At 36.1% G+C, this 18,256-nt stretch carries 19 protein-coding genes; 3 read left to right on the forward strand and 16 right to left on the reverse strand.

Annotation, left to right across the window (positions count from 1 at the left end; genetic code table 11):
* Positions 1-3 precede the first annotated feature (3 nt).
* From fabK to AMET_RS13645, 7 genes are all read right to left on the reverse strand, one after another.
* A complete protein-coding gene (gene fabK, locus AMET_RS13615) occupies positions 4-954 on the reverse strand; it encodes an enoyl-[acyl-carrier-protein] reductase FabK (RefSeq protein WP_012063880.1) in 951 nt (316 codons plus the stop codon).
* Position 955: 1 nt separating this feature from the next.
* Entirely contained in the window at positions 956-1,969 is a 1,014-nt protein-coding gene (locus AMET_RS13620) for a beta-ketoacyl-ACP synthase III (RefSeq protein WP_012063881.1), read from the reverse strand.
* Positions 1,962-2,969: a phosphate acyltransferase PlsX gene (gene plsX / locus AMET_RS13625; protein WP_012063882.1), complete on the reverse strand. Its 1,008-nt coding sequence runs from the start codon at positions 2,967-2,969 to the stop codon at positions 1,962-1,964. The genes AMET_RS13620 and plsX overlap by 8 nt, the downstream gene beginning before the upstream one ends.
* A gap of 15 nt (positions 2,970-2,984) precedes the next feature.
* Positions 2,985-3,566 carry a transcription factor FapR gene (fapR, locus tag AMET_RS13630; RefSeq protein ID WP_012063883.1) on the reverse strand — a complete coding sequence of 194 codons (582 nt, stop codon included), beginning with the start codon at positions 3,564-3,566 and terminating at the stop codon, positions 2,985-2,987.
* Between the two features lie 228 nt (positions 3,567-3,794).
* Positions 3,795-3,974 carry a 50S ribosomal protein L32 gene (gene rpmF / locus AMET_RS13635; protein ID WP_012063884.1) on the reverse strand — a complete coding sequence of 60 codons (180 nt, stop codon included), beginning with the start codon at positions 3,972-3,974 and terminating at the stop codon, positions 3,795-3,797.
* A 14-nt stretch (positions 3,975-3,988) separates the two neighbouring features.
* Complete coding sequence (locus AMET_RS13640) at positions 3,989-4,498, reverse strand: YceD family protein (protein ID WP_157047258.1); 510 nt, start codon at positions 4,496-4,498, stop codon at positions 3,989-3,991.
* A 162-nt stretch (positions 4,499-4,660) separates the two neighbouring features.
* Entirely contained in the window at positions 4,661-5,851 is a 1,191-nt protein-coding gene (locus AMET_RS13645; protein WP_012063886.1) for an acetate/propionate family kinase, read from the reverse strand.
* 298 nt (positions 5,852-6,149) lie between these two features.
* On the opposite strand from AMET_RS13645, the gene AMET_RS13650 reads away from it, so the two are divergent.
* Together AMET_RS13650 and ylbJ are read left to right on the forward strand one after the other, a co-directional pair.
* Positions 6,150-7,424 carry a nucleotidyltransferase gene (locus AMET_RS13650; RefSeq protein WP_012063887.1) on the forward strand — a complete coding sequence of 425 codons (1,275 nt, stop codon included), beginning with the start codon at positions 6,150-6,152 and terminating at the stop codon, positions 7,422-7,424.
* Between the two features lie 167 nt (positions 7,425-7,591).
* Positions 7,592-8,833 (forward strand): sporulation integral membrane protein YlbJ, encoded by a 1,242-nt coding sequence (gene ylbJ, locus AMET_RS13655; protein ID WP_012063888.1) that lies wholly within the window; start codon positions 7,592-7,594, stop codon positions 8,831-8,833.
* On the opposite strand, the gene AMET_RS13660 is transcribed toward ylbJ, so the two are convergent.
* From AMET_RS13660 to AMET_RS13690, 7 genes are all read right to left on the reverse strand, one after another.
* Positions 8,830-9,279 (reverse strand): hypothetical protein, encoded by a 450-nt coding sequence (locus tag AMET_RS13660; protein WP_012063889.1) that lies wholly within the window; start codon positions 9,277-9,279, stop codon positions 8,830-8,832. The genes ylbJ and AMET_RS13660 overlap by 4 nt on opposite strands.
* Positions 9,280-9,317: 38 nt before the next feature.
* Positions 9,318-9,791: a pantetheine-phosphate adenylyltransferase gene (gene coaD / locus AMET_RS13665; RefSeq protein WP_012063890.1), complete on the reverse strand. Its 474-nt coding sequence runs from the start codon at positions 9,789-9,791 to the stop codon at positions 9,318-9,320.
* Positions 9,788-10,351: a 16S rRNA (guanine(966)-N(2))-methyltransferase RsmD gene (rsmD, locus tag AMET_RS13670; RefSeq protein ID WP_012063891.1), complete on the reverse strand. Its 564-nt coding sequence runs from the start codon at positions 10,349-10,351 to the stop codon at positions 9,788-9,790. Before rsmD ends, coaD begins: the two co-directional genes overlap by 4 nt.
* Before the next feature lie 139 nt (positions 10,352-10,490).
* Positions 10,491-10,715, reverse strand: coding sequence for an alpha/beta-type small acid-soluble spore protein (locus AMET_RS13675; RefSeq protein ID WP_012063892.1), 225 nt, complete (start codon positions 10,713-10,715; stop codon positions 10,491-10,493).
* Between the two features lie 81 nt (positions 10,716-10,796).
* Positions 10,797-12,875: an ATP-dependent DNA helicase RecG gene (recG, locus tag AMET_RS13680; RefSeq protein WP_041720826.1), complete on the reverse strand. Its 2,079-nt coding sequence runs from the start codon at positions 12,873-12,875 to the stop codon at positions 10,797-10,799.
* 65 nt (positions 12,876-12,940) lie between these two features.
* A complete protein-coding gene (locus AMET_RS13685; RefSeq protein WP_012063894.1) occupies positions 12,941-14,569 on the reverse strand; it encodes a DAK2 domain-containing protein in 1,629 nt (542 codons plus the stop codon).
* 18 nt (positions 14,570-14,587) lie between these two features.
* Positions 14,588-14,944, reverse strand: coding sequence for an Asp23/Gls24 family envelope stress response protein (locus AMET_RS13690; RefSeq protein WP_012063895.1), 357 nt, complete (start codon positions 14,942-14,944; stop codon positions 14,588-14,590).
* 314 nt (positions 14,945-15,258) lie between these two features.
* Here AMET_RS13690 and rpmB point away from each other — a divergent pair, with 314 nt between their 5' ends.
* Positions 15,259-15,450 carry a 50S ribosomal protein L28 gene (gene rpmB / locus AMET_RS13695; RefSeq protein WP_012063896.1) on the forward strand — a complete coding sequence of 64 codons (192 nt, stop codon included), beginning with the start codon at positions 15,259-15,261 and terminating at the stop codon, positions 15,448-15,450.
* Between the two features lie 567 nt (positions 15,451-16,017).
* Here rpmB and AMET_RS13700 read toward each other — a convergent pair.
* Both AMET_RS13700 and AMET_RS13705 read right to left on the reverse strand, forming a co-directional pair.
* Positions 16,018-16,251, reverse strand: coding sequence for a motility associated factor glycosyltransferase family protein (locus tag AMET_RS13700; protein WP_083760999.1), 234 nt, complete (start codon positions 16,249-16,251; stop codon positions 16,018-16,020).
* Positions 16,252-16,349: 98 nt separating this feature from the next.
* On the reverse strand, positions 16,350-18,209 hold the full coding sequence (locus AMET_RS13705; RefSeq protein WP_041720173.1) for an IS1634 family transposase: 1,860 nt from the start codon (positions 18,207-18,209) through the stop codon (positions 16,350-16,352).
* Between the last annotated feature and the right edge of the window lie 47 nt (positions 18,210-18,256).

The raw sequence follows: 18,256 nt of genomic DNA on the forward strand, positions 1-18,256 counted from the left end.
TTCTTATTCCTCCTTGCTCAATCTATTAACAATCTCAAGTTGCATTTTAGCATCCATCATAATTTCTTCAATGATTGCCTTGCAAGGCATTATTTCTTTTACTAATGATGCAATTTGACCTGCCATAATAGAACCTTCTTCCATATCTCCTTCAACTACCGCAAGTCTTAACTTCCCTAGTCCTAATTCTTCTAACTCATTTGGTAAAGCCCCTTCCTTTTCCAGACGGGCAAATTCTCTAGATAATTTATTTCTTAGTACCCTGACAGGGTGACCTGTGGTTCTAGCACTAATAATGGCATCTCGATCCCCTGCTTTTATAATTTTCTCTTTATAATTTTCATGTACAGTGCCTTCTTCTGCACAAATAAATCTAGTTCCAATTTGTACCCCCTCAGCCCCAAGGGAAATAGCCCCTAAGAACCCTCGTCCATCAGCAATTCCTCCCGCAGCAATCACGGGAATAGAAACTTCATTGGCTACTTGGGGAACCAGAACCATTGTTGTTAATTCTCCAATATGTCCTCCTGCTTCTGTTCCCTCTACGATAACCGCATCAGCCCCTAACTTTTCCATTCTTTTGGCTAGGGCTACCGATGGCACTACAGGAATGATTTTTGTGCCAATTGCCCTAAGCTTAGGCATATACTTACCAGGGTTTCCAGCCCCAGTTGTGATGACAGCTATTTTCTCTTCATAAACAACTTGCATGACCTCTTCAATGAAGGGTGAAAGTAACATCACATTAACACCAAAGGGCTTCTTAGTCATTTTTTTAGCTTTTTGAATTTCATTTTTAACAATATCTGCTGGTGCGTTACCTGCTGCAATAATTCCTAAGCCACCGGCCTCTGAAACTGCTGCAGCCAGCTCAGCAGTCGCTACCCAGGCCATTCCGCCTTGAATAATTGGGTATTTAATATCTAAAATATCGCATAGTCTAGTATGAAACATATTATCCCTCCTGTAGCACTTTTTTAGTCCATTTTAATACAGATGAGGCCCAAGTTAATCCGCCCCCGAATCCGACTAACACAACAATATCTTCCTCTTTTATGCATCCTTCTCTATAAGCTTCGTCTAAAGCTACAGGGATAGATGCTGCAGACATATTACCGTATTGATCCAAATTCACATGAACCTTATCCATTGGGAGGTTTAATCGTTTTGCTGCCGCCTCAATAATCCGAATATTTGCTTGATGAGGTACCAAGTAATCAACTTCATCTAAGCTAATATTACTTTTTTCCAATACTGCTAATGCAGCCTTACCCATGACCCTAACTGCAAATTTGAATACTTCACTTCCATCCATTGTGATACAGTGTAAGTTTTGATCAATGTTATCTTTATTGATGGGCATTCTTGTTCCACCACCTGGTATTGTTAGCACATCGCCTTTTGTACCATCGGCACCCATGTATGAAGATAAGATACCTTTGCCCTCATCCACTGGCTGTAGAAAAACAGCCCCAGCCCCATCACCAAATAAGACACAGGTATTTCGATCTTCCCAATTCAAGACTTTTGTAAGGGTTTCTGCACCAACAACAAGTGCATTACGGTAAAATCCAGTTTTAATAAACTGTTCTGCAACTGTCATGGCATACAAAAATCCTGTACAAACAGCCACTACGTCAAAAGCGCTGGCCTTATTGGCCCCTATATTCTTCTGTACAATACATGCTGTGGATGGAAAAGGCATATCTGGCGTGCAGGTCGCAACAATAATTAAGTCTACATCTTCTGCCTTGATATTTGCATCTGCCAATGCTTTCTCCGCTGCTTTTGTTGCTAAGTCAGAAGTTGCTGTCTGGTCGTCAGCGACCCGGCGACTTCCAATACCTGTTCGTGTTCTAATCCATTCATCAGAAGTATCTACTGTTTTTTCCAATTCAATATTAGATACAACTCTTTCAGGTAGATAACTTCCGATTCCTGTTATCCCTACTGATAAAAGCTTATTCAATAAAATCAGCCTCCAAACTTTCAATTTCACTCACAATATCGCCAACCACATCGTTGTTCACAAAGCTTATACCTTGTCGAATGGCATTTTTAATGGCCTTGGCATCAGAGCTCCCATGGGCTTTAATCAGAACTCCATTAACTCCCAAAAAAGGGGCTCCCCCATATTCACTATAATCAAATCGTGCTTTAAAAATCTTCAAACTTGGTTTTAATAATAAAGCACCAATTTTTGTTATATTATTTTTCAAAAAAGCCTTTTTCAATTCACTAAAGATTGTGGTAGCTAACCCTTCGGTGAGTTTCAATATAATGTTTCCAGTGAATCCGTCACATAAAATCACATCAGCATAACCTAACGGGATGTCTCGAGCTTCTACATTTCCTTTAAACTGGAAGGGTCCCCTTTGACATACTTTATATGCTTCCTTGGTTATGTCATTGCCTTTTCCTTCTTCAATTCCAATGTTTACTGTACAAACCTGTGGCTCTTCAATTCCCAGCACCTTGTTTGCATAAATATTTCCCATAATTCCAAATTCCAGAAAATTTCTAGGCTTACAGTCTGCATTAGCGCCTCCATCAATCAGTACCGAAACACCCTTGCTGGTAGGATACACTGGCGCCAAGGCAGGACGATCAATTCCTTTAATTCTACCTAAAATCAGAAGTCCTCCAGCTAGCAATGCACCTGTATTCCCCGCTGAAACGATGGCATCCGCTTTCTTTTCCTTCACTAAATTTAACGCAACCACCATTGAAGAATCTTTCTTTCTTCTGATAGCGGCTACTGGTTTGTCTTCATTTTTAATTTGCTCACTACAATGAATGATTTCTATTTTATCCTTAGAATATTCATATTGACTTAATTCACTTTTTAAAATCTTTTCATCACCTGTTAAGATCACATTCACATCGTATTCTTTAACCGCCTCAACAGCTCCTAACACAATTATTCTAGCGCCATGGTCCCCTCCCATAGCATCTATTGCAATTTTCATAAAACTTCTCTCCTTTTACTTGATTGCGACTAAAATAAATTTCCCTCTGAAGACTGGTATTTGGTTTACGTGAATTTTAACATGAACAAAGTGATTGTTTCCCCTCACTCTTACCACCTCAGCCTTAGCCACTAATTTATCTCCTGCACTGACAGGATTCAGGTATTTAATATTTGATACGCCGGTTAAGGCAACTTCTGCATCAATGACTGCCATAGCTAAAGATTCAGCCTGTGAAAAAATGTGATGCCCTCGAACAATTTTTGTTTTGCTAAAGGCCATCTCTTCTGTGGTTTCTAATAGAGATATTCCACTTTCCCCAAGAGTTAAATCAACTAATTCTCCAACAATCTCAGTTCCACCGATACTTCTTACTTTATCATAGTTTTTCTTTGCTACATTTTTTACCCGTTGCCTCAGTTCAGGGATTCCTAATTCCAAACGGTCTAACCTGATGGTTTGGATGCTAACAGAGAACCTTGTGGATAACGCTTCATCAGTTACAAAAGGATCTATTTTCAATAATTCTAATAATTGTGCTTGTCTTGTTGATTTATTTGATTTATTTGATTTATTTGATTTTTTAACTTCATTCATAAAAAGCACCTCTTTAGCACTAATTTTTAGTACCTGGTTCTAGAGTTAGTATATATTACTATACCTTAAAAATCAAGGGTAATTTCACATTTATAAAGATTAATTATCACATTATTTTCTATGAAAAACAATCATTTCATATCAGTAAGTACAAGATGTTTCGCATTTTTGACAATAAAAAAATAGTAATGAACACTCATTACTATTTTCTAGCCTTACAATCATACTTTATTCAGCTGCTATAACCTCTTTACCATTGTAATGACCACAATCTGGACACACACGGTGAGGTAATTTCGTCTCATGACATTGTGGACACTTTACATATCCAGGAGCAACGAATTTAGAATTTGAAGCTCTCCTCATATCTCTTTTAGACTTGCTTGTCTTCCGCTTTGGTACTGCCATGTTTACACACCTCCTTAATCCTGTTGTAATAGTTTCTTTAACTTAGTCAACCGAGGATCTACATCATGATCTTCAGCTAATGTGCACTGACATATCTCTTTGTTGAGACTCTTACCACACTGACTGCAAAGACCCTTGCAATCATTATCACAAATTAACTTCATGGGTAAGCTTATGATTAATTGATCTACAACCACCTTTTCAAGGTCAATTGTATTATCCTCATAAAACAGAACATCATCTTCTTCTTCTTCATCAGTAGACTGGTCATTAAGCATTAATTCAGCATTAATCCTCGAATAGAATGCATGAATAAAAGGTTCTAGGCACCTACCACAATTGACTTCTAATTTTCCTTCATAAGTACAAGTCAAATATAGTTGTTCGTTGACAGCATAAATATTGCCCATTACCTGTATTGGCGACATCATTTTTAATTCTTCGCCATGATACATAATAGTATCAAGATTTAAAAGAAAGTTCAAGTCAACTTTATCGCTTTCTTTTTTAATTAGATTTTTCAAATCTAATTTCAAATCAATCACCTCTAAACTCTCACAAAATTGATTATACAAACGAATAAAAGCTTTGTCAAGTATTTTATCTTGATAGCCCTATAAATCGAGATAAATTCAGAATCAATTTGCTTCCTAGTGAATTTCATCCCCACTACCTTTAATAAATGACTAGATCAAAGATTTTGTTTCTCTTGCAATGGCTAATTCCTCATTAGTTGGAATTAACAGTACCTTTGTGGGGGTATCGTCAGTTGATACCACAGTCTCTTTTCCCCGCACATTATTCTTGGTGTTATCAATTTTAATTCCTAAAAATTCTAGCCCTTCACATATAGACTTTCGTGTTTCAGGTGAATTTTCTCCTAACCCAGCAGTAAATACAACTGCATCTACCCCACCCATTTCAGCAGCATAGGCTCCAATATATTTTTTAACCCTCTTATAATATACATCTAAGGCTAGCTGAGCTCTTTTGTTTCCTTCTTTAACTGCAACTTCAATATCTCTAAAATCACTACTTACGCCGGATAGACCGTAGACACCAGACTGTTTATTCATAATTGCATTTACTTGATTATGATCTATTTTTTCTTTTTCCATTAAGAAAGTGACAATAGCAGGATCCATGTCCCCACATCTTGTTCCCATTACCAATCCTTCAAGTGGTGTGAACCCCATGCTAGTATCAACAGAAATGCCACCGTCAACAGCTGTGATGCTGGCGCCATTGCCTAAATGACATGCGATTATTTTAAGATCTTCTATTGGTCTTTCTAGAATTTCAGCCGCTTTCATAGCCACATATTTATGTGATGTTCCATGGAAGCCATATCTTCTAATTTTGTGTTTTTCATATAACTCATATGGCAGTGCATACATATAAGAAGATTCTGGCATTGTTTGATGGAAAGCAGTATCAAAAACCCCTACCATTGGTACATTGGGCAGTATTTCTTGACATGCCTCAATTCCCATTAAGTTTGGTGGATTATGTAGTGGCGCTAGATCAGAACACTCTTCCAGGGCATTCTTTACATCATCAGTGACAACAACCGAACTAGAAAAACGCTCTCCCCCATGGACAACTCGATGCCCTACAGCTGCAATCTCATCCATTGATTTAATGGCACCATAATTTTCATCAATTAATGCTTCTAATACAATTTTAATCGCTGTTTTATGATTTTCCATTGGCTGTTCAATTGTGACTTTTTCCTTACCAGATGCTTCATGCTTAACACGGGCTCCAGCAATTCCAATACGTTCTGCTAAACCGATTGCTAGCACCTCTTCATTCTCCATATTAATGAGTTGGTACTTCAACGAAGAACTACCACAATTCATCACTAAAATTTTCATTTTGTTTCCTCCTTTTTTAACTTATATGTATTTGATAAAAAAATGTCGCACCAATATTATTAACACTACAATAATATAAGATTTTGTATACAATTGCAAGTTTTTTAAAGTTATTTGTCCTTAAGATTCAATAATCATTGATACTTTTTGTTTTTCTAAATATAATAATAGTTAACGTGTTTATATAAATAATTAGCTCAATAGCACAGGTGTTTTCTATCAAGCTAAAAACTCATTATTTATATAAGAGTATTGCTAATTTCTACTCTAATTATTCTAATACGATATAGGAGGTACTATGCGAATTTTAGGTTTAATTACTGAATACAATCCTTTCCATAATGGCCATCTCCATCATTTACAAGAATCAAAAAAAATATCAAAGTCAACTCACACCGTTGCAGTTATGAGTGGTCACTTTTTACAACGAGGAGAACCGGCTCTCATCCATAAATGGGCTCGTGCCCAAATGGCTGTTGATGCAGGTGTTGACTTAGTTCTTGAGCTCCCTACTTTATATGCCTGCGCTTCAGCTGAATTTTTTTCACATGGAGCTGTTTCGATTTTAAACCAAATGGGCGTGGTTGATGCACTGTGTTTTGGAAGCGAGCTAGGCCATATTGAGGCTTTAAAACAAGTAGCTACTGTATTGATCAATTCCCCAGAATCCTTTGAAATTTCGTTAAAAAAATATCTACAAGAGGGTATTGCTTTTCCTAAAGCTAGAAGCAAGGCTCTAATAGATCATTTTTCATTAGAGGATCTCTCATCCTATGGTATGACTACAGAGAAGATGATTGCCCTTCTTAAAAACCCAAATAACATCTTAGGCATCGAATATTTAAAGGCCTTAGCATTAACTAAAAGCAAAATTCAACCCTACACAATTACACGCAAAGCCGCTGCCTATCACTCCACTGAATTAACCTTAAACATTACCAGCGCCACTGCCATCCGTAATCATTTATTTAACACCGGGAATTTAAATGAAATGATTCACGCCATCCCCCCTTCAACATATGAAATATTGTCCACATGTTTTAATAAAGATGGGGGCCCTATTTTTGCTAATGATCTTGGATTGACTATTTTATCAATGATTCGGCGTATGACGCCACAGGAAATCGCTAAAATTCTTGATGTAGGGGAGGGACTTGAAAATCGGATTTTTCAATGCGCTAACCAAAGTAATCGTCTGGATGAGTTTTGTCAGTGTGTTAAGAGTAAACGTTATACCCTTACACGCATCCAGCGAATTTGCATGCGTATTCTATTAGATATTCAATTCCCTTTAATGAATCAGGCTACCCATGCTTCTACTGGTCTTTATGGGCGGATTTTAGCTTTTAATGACCGAGGTCGAGAAATCATTAAACTTGCCCAAAAAAAATCCTCTTTCCCTTTCATCACCAAAATCAATCAGTATACCCCTCCTAATTCATTTACTAAGAATTTACTAGATTTAGATATACGTGCTACCAATCTTTACGCATTAGCAGTTAAGAACAACGCTTTTTCAAAGGGAGAACAAGATCACCTCACCAGCCCTTATTATCGTAAAGAATTAACATAGTTTGCTAAGGCAAAGCATTTTATATGAATCTTTTGTTAAAAATCAAACTGATGATCTATAAAAATGATTCCTCCCTTAATCCTAGGCGCATAGTTTCATATGTATGTAAATATATATGAAATATATGTACCATACTTATTAGCACGATTTTAGCTGGGAGGATTAGCATGAGAAAAAGGATGACTGATTTTTTCAATACTTATTTTATCATTTTCATTGTTTTAGGCTTTGTAGGTGCAATTGTTATTTATCCTGAGGAATCTGTGGCAGCTGCTTACAATGGTCTCATGACATGGTTTACCATAGTCCTTCCCTCATTGCTTCCATTCTTCATCGGATCTCATTTGCTAATTGGTTTAGGGGTTGTCAAGTTTATGGGAGTTGTGTTAGAACCAATTATGCGCCCAATCTTTAATGTTCCCGGCGTCGGATCTTTTGCCTTCGCCATGAGCATTACTTCAGGTTATCCTGTGGGAGCCAAGGTTGTGACCAACCTTCGCCAAGACAAGCTTTTGACCCAAGTTGAAGCGCAACGTCTGGCTTCTTTTTGTAGCACTTCAGGTCCTCTTTTTATGATTGGCGCTGTTTCAGTAGGTATGTTTCACTCTTCAGAGGTAGGTGTACTACTGAGTATTGCTCACTATCTAGCAGCTATCTCTGTAGGTGTTCTTTTTCGCTTTTACAAGCGCACATTTACCCCTGCCCCCCTCAGAACCCAAGATCCTAATCTGTTTAAAAGAGCAGTGCAACAGCTTGAAGAAAGTCGCAAAAATAACCCATCCTTTGGTCTCCTTATGGGCAATGCCGTGAAGGAATCATTTAATACAATGCTCGTAGTAGGCGGCTTCATTATTTTATTCTCTGTTGTCATAAATATTGTAGAAATCATCGGCCTCGTTCAACTTTTAGCCCAAGGACTTTTCTATCTTTTAAAACCGTTACAGATGAATATGCAAGCTATCAAAGGACTCATTACTGGACTTTTTGAAATTACCATCGGTTCTAAGCTAATAGCCGAAAGCCAGAGCGTTCCTTTGGTTACTAAAATTGCTGCAACAAGTTTCGTCATCGCTTGGAGTGGATTCTCTATTCATGCTCAGGTCATAAGTATTATCTCTAGCACCGATATTCGTCCTACTATTTACATGGCTTCCAAGTTACTTCATGGATTGTTTTCTTTCGTATTCATCTACTTGCTTTATCCAATTTTCACTCTGTTTTTTACTTTCACCACTACGGCTACAAATTTCCATCAAACTTCAACTATCAGAGAGCACCTCTTTAGAAATTTTATCACTTCCATACAATTTTTTATCATGTTGTTGATTATTTTATTGCTTTTTATGGTTTTTACTTCTATGATTTTAACCATATTGTCCTCAAAAAAGAAGAAAGGACGAAGGTATTAACCCTTCATCCCTTTTAGCTCATTTCGATTTTCTTGAATTGTCTTAGCTGTTTGAACTAAGGATTCTTCTACATTAGATAATAGTTCATCAGCGTATTCTCTTGCACCTAGCCTCATTTCCTTAGCACTCATTTGGGCCTGAGCAATCACTTCTTCACTTTGGGCTCGTGCTACTTTAGTAATTTCATCTTGTTCAACCATTGTACTAATATGATTATTTGCTTCTTCTAACATCGTATCCGCTTCTTGTTGCGCTTCTACTAAAATCCGTTGACGTTCCTCTTTAATCCATTTTGCTTGTTTTACTTCATCAGGTAACACAATGCGCACCTCTTTTATTAATTCTAGGACCTCATTTTTATCAATTAAAACCTTATGTGCGAAGGGAATGGATGACCCACTTTCAATAATGTCCTCTAACTCTTCTAGTAAAGATAATACTTTCATGATTTGATCCCCCTTGTTTTATTGTTGTCTAATGACTATTATGATTTTTTTGACATAGCTTGTAGTACAATTTCTGGTACAAATTCACTTACATCGCCTTTGAATTTGGCCACCTCTTTAACTAAGCTTGAACTTAAATAAGAGTATTGGCTATTTGTCATAAGAAAGACAGTTTCCACTTCAGGGCATAGCTTTCGATTCATCAAAGCCATTTGAAGCTCATATTCAAAATCAGACACTGCCCTTAATCCTTTAATGATTACCTTGGCCCCCTTTTCTCTAGCATAATCAATTAACAACCCTGAAAAGCAATCTACTTCAATGTTGCTGTAGGGCTGGATAATTTGCTCAATTAATGCCACCCTTTCACCTAATGTAAACATAGGATTCTTATTGGGATTTTGCATGACGGAAACAATTACGCGATCGTAAATTTCTGAAGCCCTTTTGATAATATCTATATGCCCATTAGTGATAGGGTCGAAACTTCCTGGATAAATTCCTACTTTCATTTTCCTTCCTCCCTTGTGGTATAAAAGGAGATCGTTGTTTTACCGTAATTCTTTTGTCTGAATAGGGTTAGGTGTCCGATCTCTGCTGGTACTTCATCTAGATTTTCGTGTTCTACGATGATCATTCCTTGGTCTTGAAGTAAGCTATTCTGAACAATTCCTGCTATCGTTGGAACAATAAGATCTTTACCATATGGCGGATCCATAAAAATAATATCTGCATGATATCTTCGCTCTTTTAGTTGAGTCATTCCCCGCTGTACATCAGAATGTATAATCTCAGCGAGGTCTATCAGCTTTGTCCTAACTAAATTTTCTTTAATCGCCTGCACACTATTTTTACTTTGATCAATAAAATACGCCTGGTTCGCCCCACGTGAAAGCGCTTCAATACCTAGACTCCCAGCCCCAGAAAACAAGTCAATCACTGTACTATGTAAAATATCATTTTGGATGATATTAAAAAGAGATTCCTTGATTCGGTCAGCTGTAGGTCTGGTTTGTAACCCTATTGGTGACTGCAGCCTATATCCTTTAGCTTTACCTGCAATAACTCTCATATATTTCCTCCTGTCCAACCTATATTTATTTTAGCATATTCGTCAATTATTAACAAAATTTTTGTTTTTGAATTTGGATTTAATCAAATCAAAAGGGAACAATGTCTCCATTGCTCCCTTTTGATTTGATTTGACTTAATTATTGTCTTCCACTCATATTTCTTTGTGCTTGTTCTACTAGTCTCTTAGTCATGTATCCTCCTACATAACCATTTTGTCTAGCAGTTAGATTCCCTTTATCAGTTTGTTCATAATTAGATAATCCTAATTCGTTAGCTATTTCCGTTTTCATAGAGTTAAGTGCTTGTCGAGCTTCAGGAACAACCAGACGATTTCTTCCTCCACTATTATTATTATTCGTCATTTTCTTCACCTCCTATATCATTGTTAACATTAATTTTTACAGAGGAGAAGATTTTTACACTAGTAATTTTTGTCACAACTTCTAACTATAGGGTATTTCATCGTCTATTTTTCTTAATTGGTTGATTAACTTTTTTTCTAAAGCAGGATGTTCCTTTAAGAACCCTTCAAAGTCCACTTCGATGAGTTCTTTTATTTGTTGCTGCACAATTTTCAGTATTTTTATATGTTTAAATAAGTTAGCAATTTTTAATTCTGGTAGACCATGCTGCCTAATCCCAAAAAACTCACCTGGTCCCCTCAATTCTAAATCTTTTTCCGATATCAGAAAACCATCTGTTGTTTTCTCCATAATTTTCATTCGCTCCTTAGCAATGTCACTCTTACTATTATGGATTAAAATACAATAGGACTGAGAGTCGCCTCTTCCAACACGGCCCCTTAATTGGTGTAATTGTGCCAGCCCAAATCGTTCTGCGTTTTCAATAATCATCACAGTTGCATTAGGCACATTGACACCAACCTCAATCACTGTTGTAGAAACAAGAATGTCAATTTCTTTTCTTTTAAATGCATTCATCACAGTCTCTTTTTCTTTTGAAGGCATTTTCCCATGTAATAAACCGACTCGGTAGGACTTGAATATCGTGTGGGAAAATAACGTTGCAATTTCAGTGGCGGATTCCGCTTCAATACTCTCTGATTCTTCTACTAATGGACAAACGACATAGGCCTGTCTTCCATTATCTAACTCCTTTTTAATAAAAGTATACACATCTTCTCTTTTTTTCTTGGAAGCACTAAAGGTTTTAATTGATTTTCTTCCCGGAGGCAGTTCATCTATTGTTGAAATATCTAAGTCTCCATATACAATCAATGCCAGGGTTCTTGGAATGGGTGTGGCAGTCATTACAAGTATATGAGGGTTAGCTCCTTTGTTCATTAATGAAGCTCTTTGTCTCACCCCAAATCGATGTTGCTCATCAGTTACTGCCAAAGCCAGGTTATGAAATACAACCCCCTCTTGAATCAATGCATGGGTACCTGTCACAATTTGCACCTCACCCTTTGCAATTCTCTCTAGCAAGCGTTCCTTATTCTTTTTAGTCATACTCCCTACCAGCAGTCCTACTTCAATGTTTAAAGGGCTTAAGAGCTCCTTGAGGGCCTCATAATGCTGTTCCGCTAGTATTTCTGTCGGCGCCATCATAGCCCCTTGATAACCATTTAATACGCAGTTCAGTAGCGCACAAACTGCTACAATTGTTTTTCCTGAACCTACATCTCCTTGTACCAGCCGATTCATAGGCGTTGTCCTTTGTATATCATCAAAAATTTCATCTAAAGTCTTTCTTTGTGCACTTGTTAATCGAAAGGGAAGTCCTTGGATAAATTCATAAACATCATCTTTTATATGTAGTGCAATACTGGATTTTTGTTTTTTGAACTGCTTCTTAATAGACAAAAGACTTAAGTTAAGCAAAAAAAACTCATCAAACACCAGACGGTATTTCGCTACCTTGAGATCTTGTGTTGTTTTAGGAAAATGAATACCACAAAGGGCAAATCTGAGATCACACAAACGATTTTTTTTGATAATCTCTTCAGGCAAAAACTCTGGAAACTCTTTAATTGTGCTTAAGAGCTGTTTTTGCATTCGGTAAATTTCTTTTTGTGTTAATCCCTCTGTAGTTGAGTAAATCGGTATAACTTGTGCTTCTGAATTCGCCGACTCCACGCGCTCATAGACAGGGTTCGTTATTTCAAGACCCTTATATCCGACTTTCACCTTACCATTGACCATCACTTCGGTACCCATTGTCAAATTTTTTTTAAGAAAGGGCTGATTGAAAAAAATAACCGAGACACTTCCTGTATCATCTCTCATTTTTACTTTCGTCAGGCTGAGCCCCTTCCGTATTTTAGAAATTTGCGGTTCTTCTATAATACGTCCATATATAGTTACCTTTTCTCCTGCTACTAGATGACTTACCTTTTTTGTATTTCTACGATCATCATAATCCCTTGGAAAATGGTATAGCATTTCCTGGACGGTTTCAATATTTAAACGTTTTAGTCTAGCCGCTTTTTTGGGACCAACACCCTTAATAAATTGTATGTTTTCCTCAAAACTATCCTTCATTTCATCACCTCTACTCATAAATTTATCCTGGGGTAGCTGTAGTTGTCCCTCAATTAGAAAAAGAAACAGTCAAGACTGTTTCTTTATTCCACTGAAAAAATATAATAATAAAGTGGCTGTCCACCGTAGTAAATCTCGATGTCTAAATCTCCATAGATTGCTTCTAATCTTTGTACTATCTGATTTGCTTCTTTTTCCGTCACATCCTGACCATAAAAAACAGTAATCATTTCCGTATCATCTTCTACTATCTTATCTAGTAGTTCTAAGGAAACCGTCATCATGTCTTGTCCAACAGACTTTATTTCTTTTTCACCTATGCCAATGATGTCACCCTCATTGATTGTCATTTCATTAAAGCTAGTATCCCTTACAGCGTAGGTAATTTGTCCTGTTCGCACATGAGTAATCGCTTCCAGCATCTCTTCATAGTTTTCCTCTGGCGTGCTCTCATTATTAAATGCCAATAATGCCGAAATTCCTTGCGGAATGGTTTTAGTCGGAATCACAAGGATATTTTTAGCCGAAAGATCCTTAGCTTGATTTGCCGCCATGATAATATTACTATTATTGGGCATGATAAAGACAGTTTCTGCATTAATATTTTCGATAGCTTCAACAAAATCCTGTGTACTGGGGTTCATCGTCTGTCCACCTTCAATCACATGGTCCACCTGAAAATCCTTAAATATTTTGCTCAATCCTTCACCCATTGCCACAGTAATAAACCCATAGGGTTTCAAGCGACTTTTTGCATCTACTTTGTTTGTATCAGTATCTTGTTCCATTAATTGATGTCGATGCTGTAATCTCATATTATCAATTTTAATATCACTTAATTGACCTAATTTCAATGCATGTTCCATTACTTCACCAGGATGATTGGTGTGGATATGTACCTTTACAATGTTTTCATTCCCTACCGCAAGCATAGAATCTCCATATCCTTTAATTGTAGATTTAAATGCTTCAATGTCTACTTCTTTTGATTTAATAATGAATTCTGTACAATAGCCAAATTCAAGTTGGCCTTGCGCTTCATCCTCATGAATATAAGTTTGTTGTGCAATGTCTTCATCTTCCACTATGATGGTTTTTCCAGTTAGAGCTGCTAATGCACCTTTATAAATATAAAGCAATCCTTTGCCTCCTGAGTCCACGACCCCCGCTTCCTTCAATACCTGTAACATATCTGGGGTTCTCTCTAAGGTGTTTCCTGCTTCTTCAATGACCTTTTCAATAAACACAACCATATCTTTTTCTGTAGCTGCAATTTCAATGGCTTTTTCAGCACTCTCTCTGGCCACTGTCAAAATTGTACCTTCTACTGGCTTCATGACAGCCTTATAAGCCGTATCTGAGCCAGACTTTAATGCCTCTGCTAAATCCACTGTATTTAAATGATTTTTCCCTTGTACACTTTTAGCAAAACCTCTAAATAATTGTGATAAAATCACCCCTGAATTGCCCCGTGCCCCCATCAAAGAACCATTGGCCGCTGCATTAGCGAGATCGTCTAAAGAATTCCCCTCGGTGGATTTGACTTCTTTCACAGCTGACTTCATTGTCAGTGCCATATTGGTCCCTGTATCTCCGTCGGGAACTGGGAATACATTCAACGAATTCACAATTTCTTTATGGGCTTCTAGAGACTGTGCTCCTGCTATAATCATTTTTTTTAATAATTGTTGATCTATGTATTCAATTTTCAACCCTAGTCCCTCCTTAAGCTACTTTTCAACACGAACACCTTGTACATGAATATTAACCTTCTTCACTTTCATGCCTGACAAGTGCTCAATGTTATATTTTACTTTTTCAATAATATTGTTTGCCACAACTGAAATCCTGGTACCAAACTCCACAATGACAAACAGGTCTATTGTAATTTCATGATTGTCAGTCTGTACTTTTACACCCTTACTCGATTGCTCTCTTTTTAACAGCTCCACTAATCCACCTGCAGTAGATTTAGCAGCCATTCCTACTAATCCGTAACATTCCATTGCAGCAGAACCTGCAATAGAAGCTAAAACATGATCATCTATTACAACACTACCAATATCATTATTTAATTTACCTGGCATAGCTTAACCTCCTTTTATTCTACACGAGTCCATTTGTTTATTGACTAATTTTGTTATCTCCATCAAATCATTATATTGTTTAGTGTTCTCTAATTACCTGTTGATTATTTTTCATTAAATATATATAATATTGTATATGAATTAGAAGAATAGTTCAACAAAAACCAAAAGTTCCATAAGATTTCTTTCATTACATCTCGGCCCATTGATGCATTATAGGATTTGTTTTATAATTTCGTTGCAAAATTATTCTAATTGTGATAAAATTATAATGTTTTTAAGGTATATGAACATAGCTAAAGGAGGTGTTAGGAATGGCAAGAGTTTGTGACGTATGTCAAAAAGGAAAAGTTAGCGGTAATCAAGTAAGTCACTCCAACCGTCATAACAGAAGAACTTGGACTCCTAACTTAAGAAAAGTTAGAGCTATCGTTAAGGGAACCCCTAAACGATTAAAAGTGTGTACAAGATGTTTACGTTCTGGTAAAGTTGAAAGAGCTTTATAATCTTTAAATACATTTAAAGTTTATATGTTAAAGAGGCAGTATAAACAAGCCCTCCATTTGTGGTAGGCTTTTTATATTACCTCTTTTTGCTCTACCCTCACCTTGGCTCCATAAACCAATTTTTTTCTGCCCTTAGTGTGCTTTTCACCTCTGCCCCCCGAATTAGCTTACATCTCAATTAATTATCTTAATTATAGTAATCTTTGCTATTTTCTCACTTTCTTCATCCAATTCTGAAAACAAACCACCCTACGATCATACAACTGCAGGCAAATAAGAATATCCATAATTGAAATGGGAGTATATATATGAGGGTTATCACCCCCATTAAAAAAATGACTAATCCCATCACTTTTCCAATAGACATTCCTCGTCTTCTTCTCCTTCTTCTTCTTCTTTTAAACAATTCACCACCCACTTAAAATGAGACATGATTCAGAGAGCACCTTTATTTTCTCAATTTTTAGCCCTATTACGGCTGATAACGCTTCATATTACTATTCTATTCAAAAAAAAATTAAATGTCACTAAAAGATGTCAATCCCATCCTTTAGTAACATTTTATGATTATTCTTTAGATTTTATCACTAACAACAGGCCCTCCTTAATAGAGATGCCAGCACTTCCTTCTTTGAATTGATTACTGATCCCTAAGGAGCTTCCCATAGGAATATCCGTATCATTTAAAGGATAGGTCACGCCTGTTAACGTGACACCTCTAACCATCCCTCCAATAGGAATCACAGATATATTCTCCCCTGGATTTCCGTTTACCCTGATATTATCCTTAACAATTGTCACCTCATTATTCCTGACTTCGGAACATCATTCATAATAAAAAGTGCTGAAGCCATCTGTTTACAGAGGTTTCAGTACTTTTTATTTTTGTTTTGCACTCACTACATCTTTTTAATTATATTGGAGATTTCATTACTCAGTAGAACATTCTTTTCAATTTTAAATATGTCTTGGTTTATTTTGCTCTTAAATAATTTGTCTGAGATCATATATAATTTGTCTACTTTGTAATCAATCTCATCTATAACAAACCCTTCTAGACCATTGATTATTTCATGGGTAGATATTTCAACGTTTTTCTCTTCTAATTTATACTCTAATACTCTCTGGATGACTAAGGCCAAATAACAAATTAAAAAATGTGACCGGATTCTTCGTTCTTTAAAGTGATACACAGGTCTTGCTTTTAAATTTGTTTTTAATATTCTGAAGGACTCTTCAATTTTATACAGGGATTTATAAGCCACCATTATATCTGCTGGATTCATCTCTACTTTATTGGTAACGATGTAAAAATATCCGAAATTCTCTTGTTCTTGTTTAATTTTTTCTTCATCGATCTCAATGTTTATTTTCTCTTTAGGATTATCAACAGCTTTGTAATACTTGCTTTTAGATTTAGTTGTTGAATTAATTGTAAAATCTTTTATATTTTTTTTCGCTCTTTCAAGCATTTTATCTTGTTTAAACATCTCCCGTTCTTTGTAGACATCTGAATATTTTTTTATGATTAATTCATCATAGGTTTCATCATTGTGACTCACTTTTCTTTTACTGGTGATATAGCCGCTTTTATATTTAGCCTCGGCTTTAGAAGTGATGTTCCAAGATGAATTGAATTTCTTCTCTTTTAGATCTTTAGGCACTGCACTGCCCTTAGAACCTACAATGTAGTTAAGCCCTTTGCCACGGATCATTTCTAAGTTAGCCCTTGAATTTAAGCCTCTGTCAGCAACGATAATAATTTCTTTTATGGTGTAATTATTTAATATATCGTCAATGACCTCTTCCATGGTATGTAATTCATGTTTGTTGCCTTTGAAAAGCCTATAGGAAATAGGGATGCCATTTGTGTCTATTAATAAACCCATAACCACTTGTGTTTCATTTCTTTTATTATCCTTACTCATGCCTCTTTCTCTAAAACCGTCTTCATCAAAAGACTCAAAGTAATAGGTTGTGCAGTCATAAAAGGCTAAAGATATATTTCTTTCTGGAACAATCTTTTCCATATGTTTATTGAGATGTTTGAAAAGTTTGTTTTCATTCATTTCAAAATTACTATCATAAGACGTTATTAGTTCTTCTAATTCGTGAGAGGTATTGTTTATGTTAGTTTCTAATATTTTTTTAGCCTCTGAATCAACGGTATCTAAGAGAATCTCCATATCGTTTATGACTTGAATGCCATCTTGTAACGCTTTAGATTTATGTTTATTAAATCCAGAAAAAACATCCAAAGAGGAATAAATATTATCGTTATTTACAAAATTAAAATCATACAGGAAATCATCCTTTCTAGTAGCTACTTCAAGCTTACTAGAAGGATTGAATAATCTACCAAGTACTTGATAGAACATCATATCGCTAAAAGAATAATCAAGTTTAGAGTCTTTGACCATCTTAGAAAAGAAACTTTGTAATTCCAATTGGTTAAAGATTTCTAAGTATGGTAGATAGCCAATATTTTTATGCTTAAGAGAAAGCTTATCTTTTGACATGGATACAATAAAATCTTCAAAGTTTTCAAATCCTCGAGAAGCTTCATCTAGTCTAATCATTTCTTTTAGCTCAGCTTCAGCTTGCACAAGAGCTTTCTTACCTGATTTAGAATCCAAATCATGAGTACCAAAACCTTTAATCTGAATTTTTTTTGATTTCTTAGTTTCAGGATCTCTAATCCCCTTAGCAATTGATATGAAATACTTACCATTTGGTCTTTTAGATTTACTAATATACATGCACAATCCCTCCATAAAATCCCTCTAACTACATTATACATCATATT

This window comes from Alkaliphilus metalliredigens QYMF, assembly GCF_000016985.1.
Lineage (GTDB): Bacteria > Bacillota > Clostridia > Peptostreptococcales > Natronincolaceae > Alkaliphilus_A > Alkaliphilus_A metalliredigens.

Excerpts from the sequence above, each read along its gene's own strand:
- rpmF (WP_012063884.1), bottom strand. The coding sequence starts at position 3,974 with ATGGCAGTACCAAAGCGGAAGACAAGCAAGTCTAAAAGAGATATGAGG.
- rpmB (WP_012063896.1), top strand. The coding sequence starts at position 15,259 with ATGGCAAGAGTTTGTGACGTATGTCAAAAAGGAAAAGTTAGCGGTAAT.
- plsX (WP_012063882.1), bottom strand. The coding sequence starts at position 2,969 with ATGAAAATTGCAATAGATGCTATGGGAGGGGACCATGGCGCTAGAATA.
- AMET_RS13650 (WP_012063887.1), top strand. The coding sequence starts at position 6,150 with ATGCGAATTTTAGGTTTAATTACTGAATACAATCCTTTCCATAATGGC.
- recG (WP_041720826.1), bottom strand. The coding sequence starts at position 12,875 with ATGAGTAGAGGTGATGAAATGAAGGATAGTTTTGAGGAAAACATACAA.
- AMET_RS13690 (WP_012063895.1), bottom strand. The coding sequence starts at position 14,944 with ATGCCAGGTAAATTAAATAATGATATTGGTAGTGTTGTAATAGATGAT.
- ylbJ (WP_012063888.1), top strand. The coding sequence starts at position 7,592 with ATGAGAAAAAGGATGACTGATTTTTTCAATACTTATTTTATCATTTTC.
- fapR (WP_012063883.1), bottom strand. The coding sequence starts at position 3,566 with ATGAATGAAGTTAAAAAATCAAATAAATCAAATAAATCAAATAAATCA.
- AMET_RS13675 (WP_012063892.1), bottom strand. The coding sequence starts at position 10,715 with ATGACGAATAATAATAATAGTGGAGGAAGAAATCGTCTGGTTGTTCCT.
- AMET_RS13645 (WP_012063886.1), bottom strand. The coding sequence starts at position 5,851 with ATGAAAATTTTAGTGATGAATTGTGGTAGTTCTTCGTTGAAGTACCAA.
- AMET_RS13660 (WP_012063889.1), bottom strand. The coding sequence starts at position 9,279 with ATGAAAGTATTATCTTTACTAGAAGAGTTAGAGGACATTATTGAAAGT.
- fabK (WP_012063880.1), bottom strand. The coding sequence starts at position 954 with ATGTTTCATACTAGACTATGCGATATTTTAGATATTAAATACCCAATT.
- rsmD (WP_012063891.1), bottom strand. The coding sequence starts at position 10,351 with ATGAGAGTTATTGCAGGTAAAGCTAAAGGATATAGGCTGCAGTCACCA.
- AMET_RS13705 (WP_041720173.1), bottom strand. The coding sequence starts at position 18,209 with ATGTATATTAGTAAATCTAAAAGACCAAATGGTAAGTATTTCATATCA.
- coaD (WP_012063890.1), bottom strand. The coding sequence starts at position 9,791 with ATGAAAGTAGGAATTTATCCAGGAAGTTTCGACCCTATCACTAATGGG.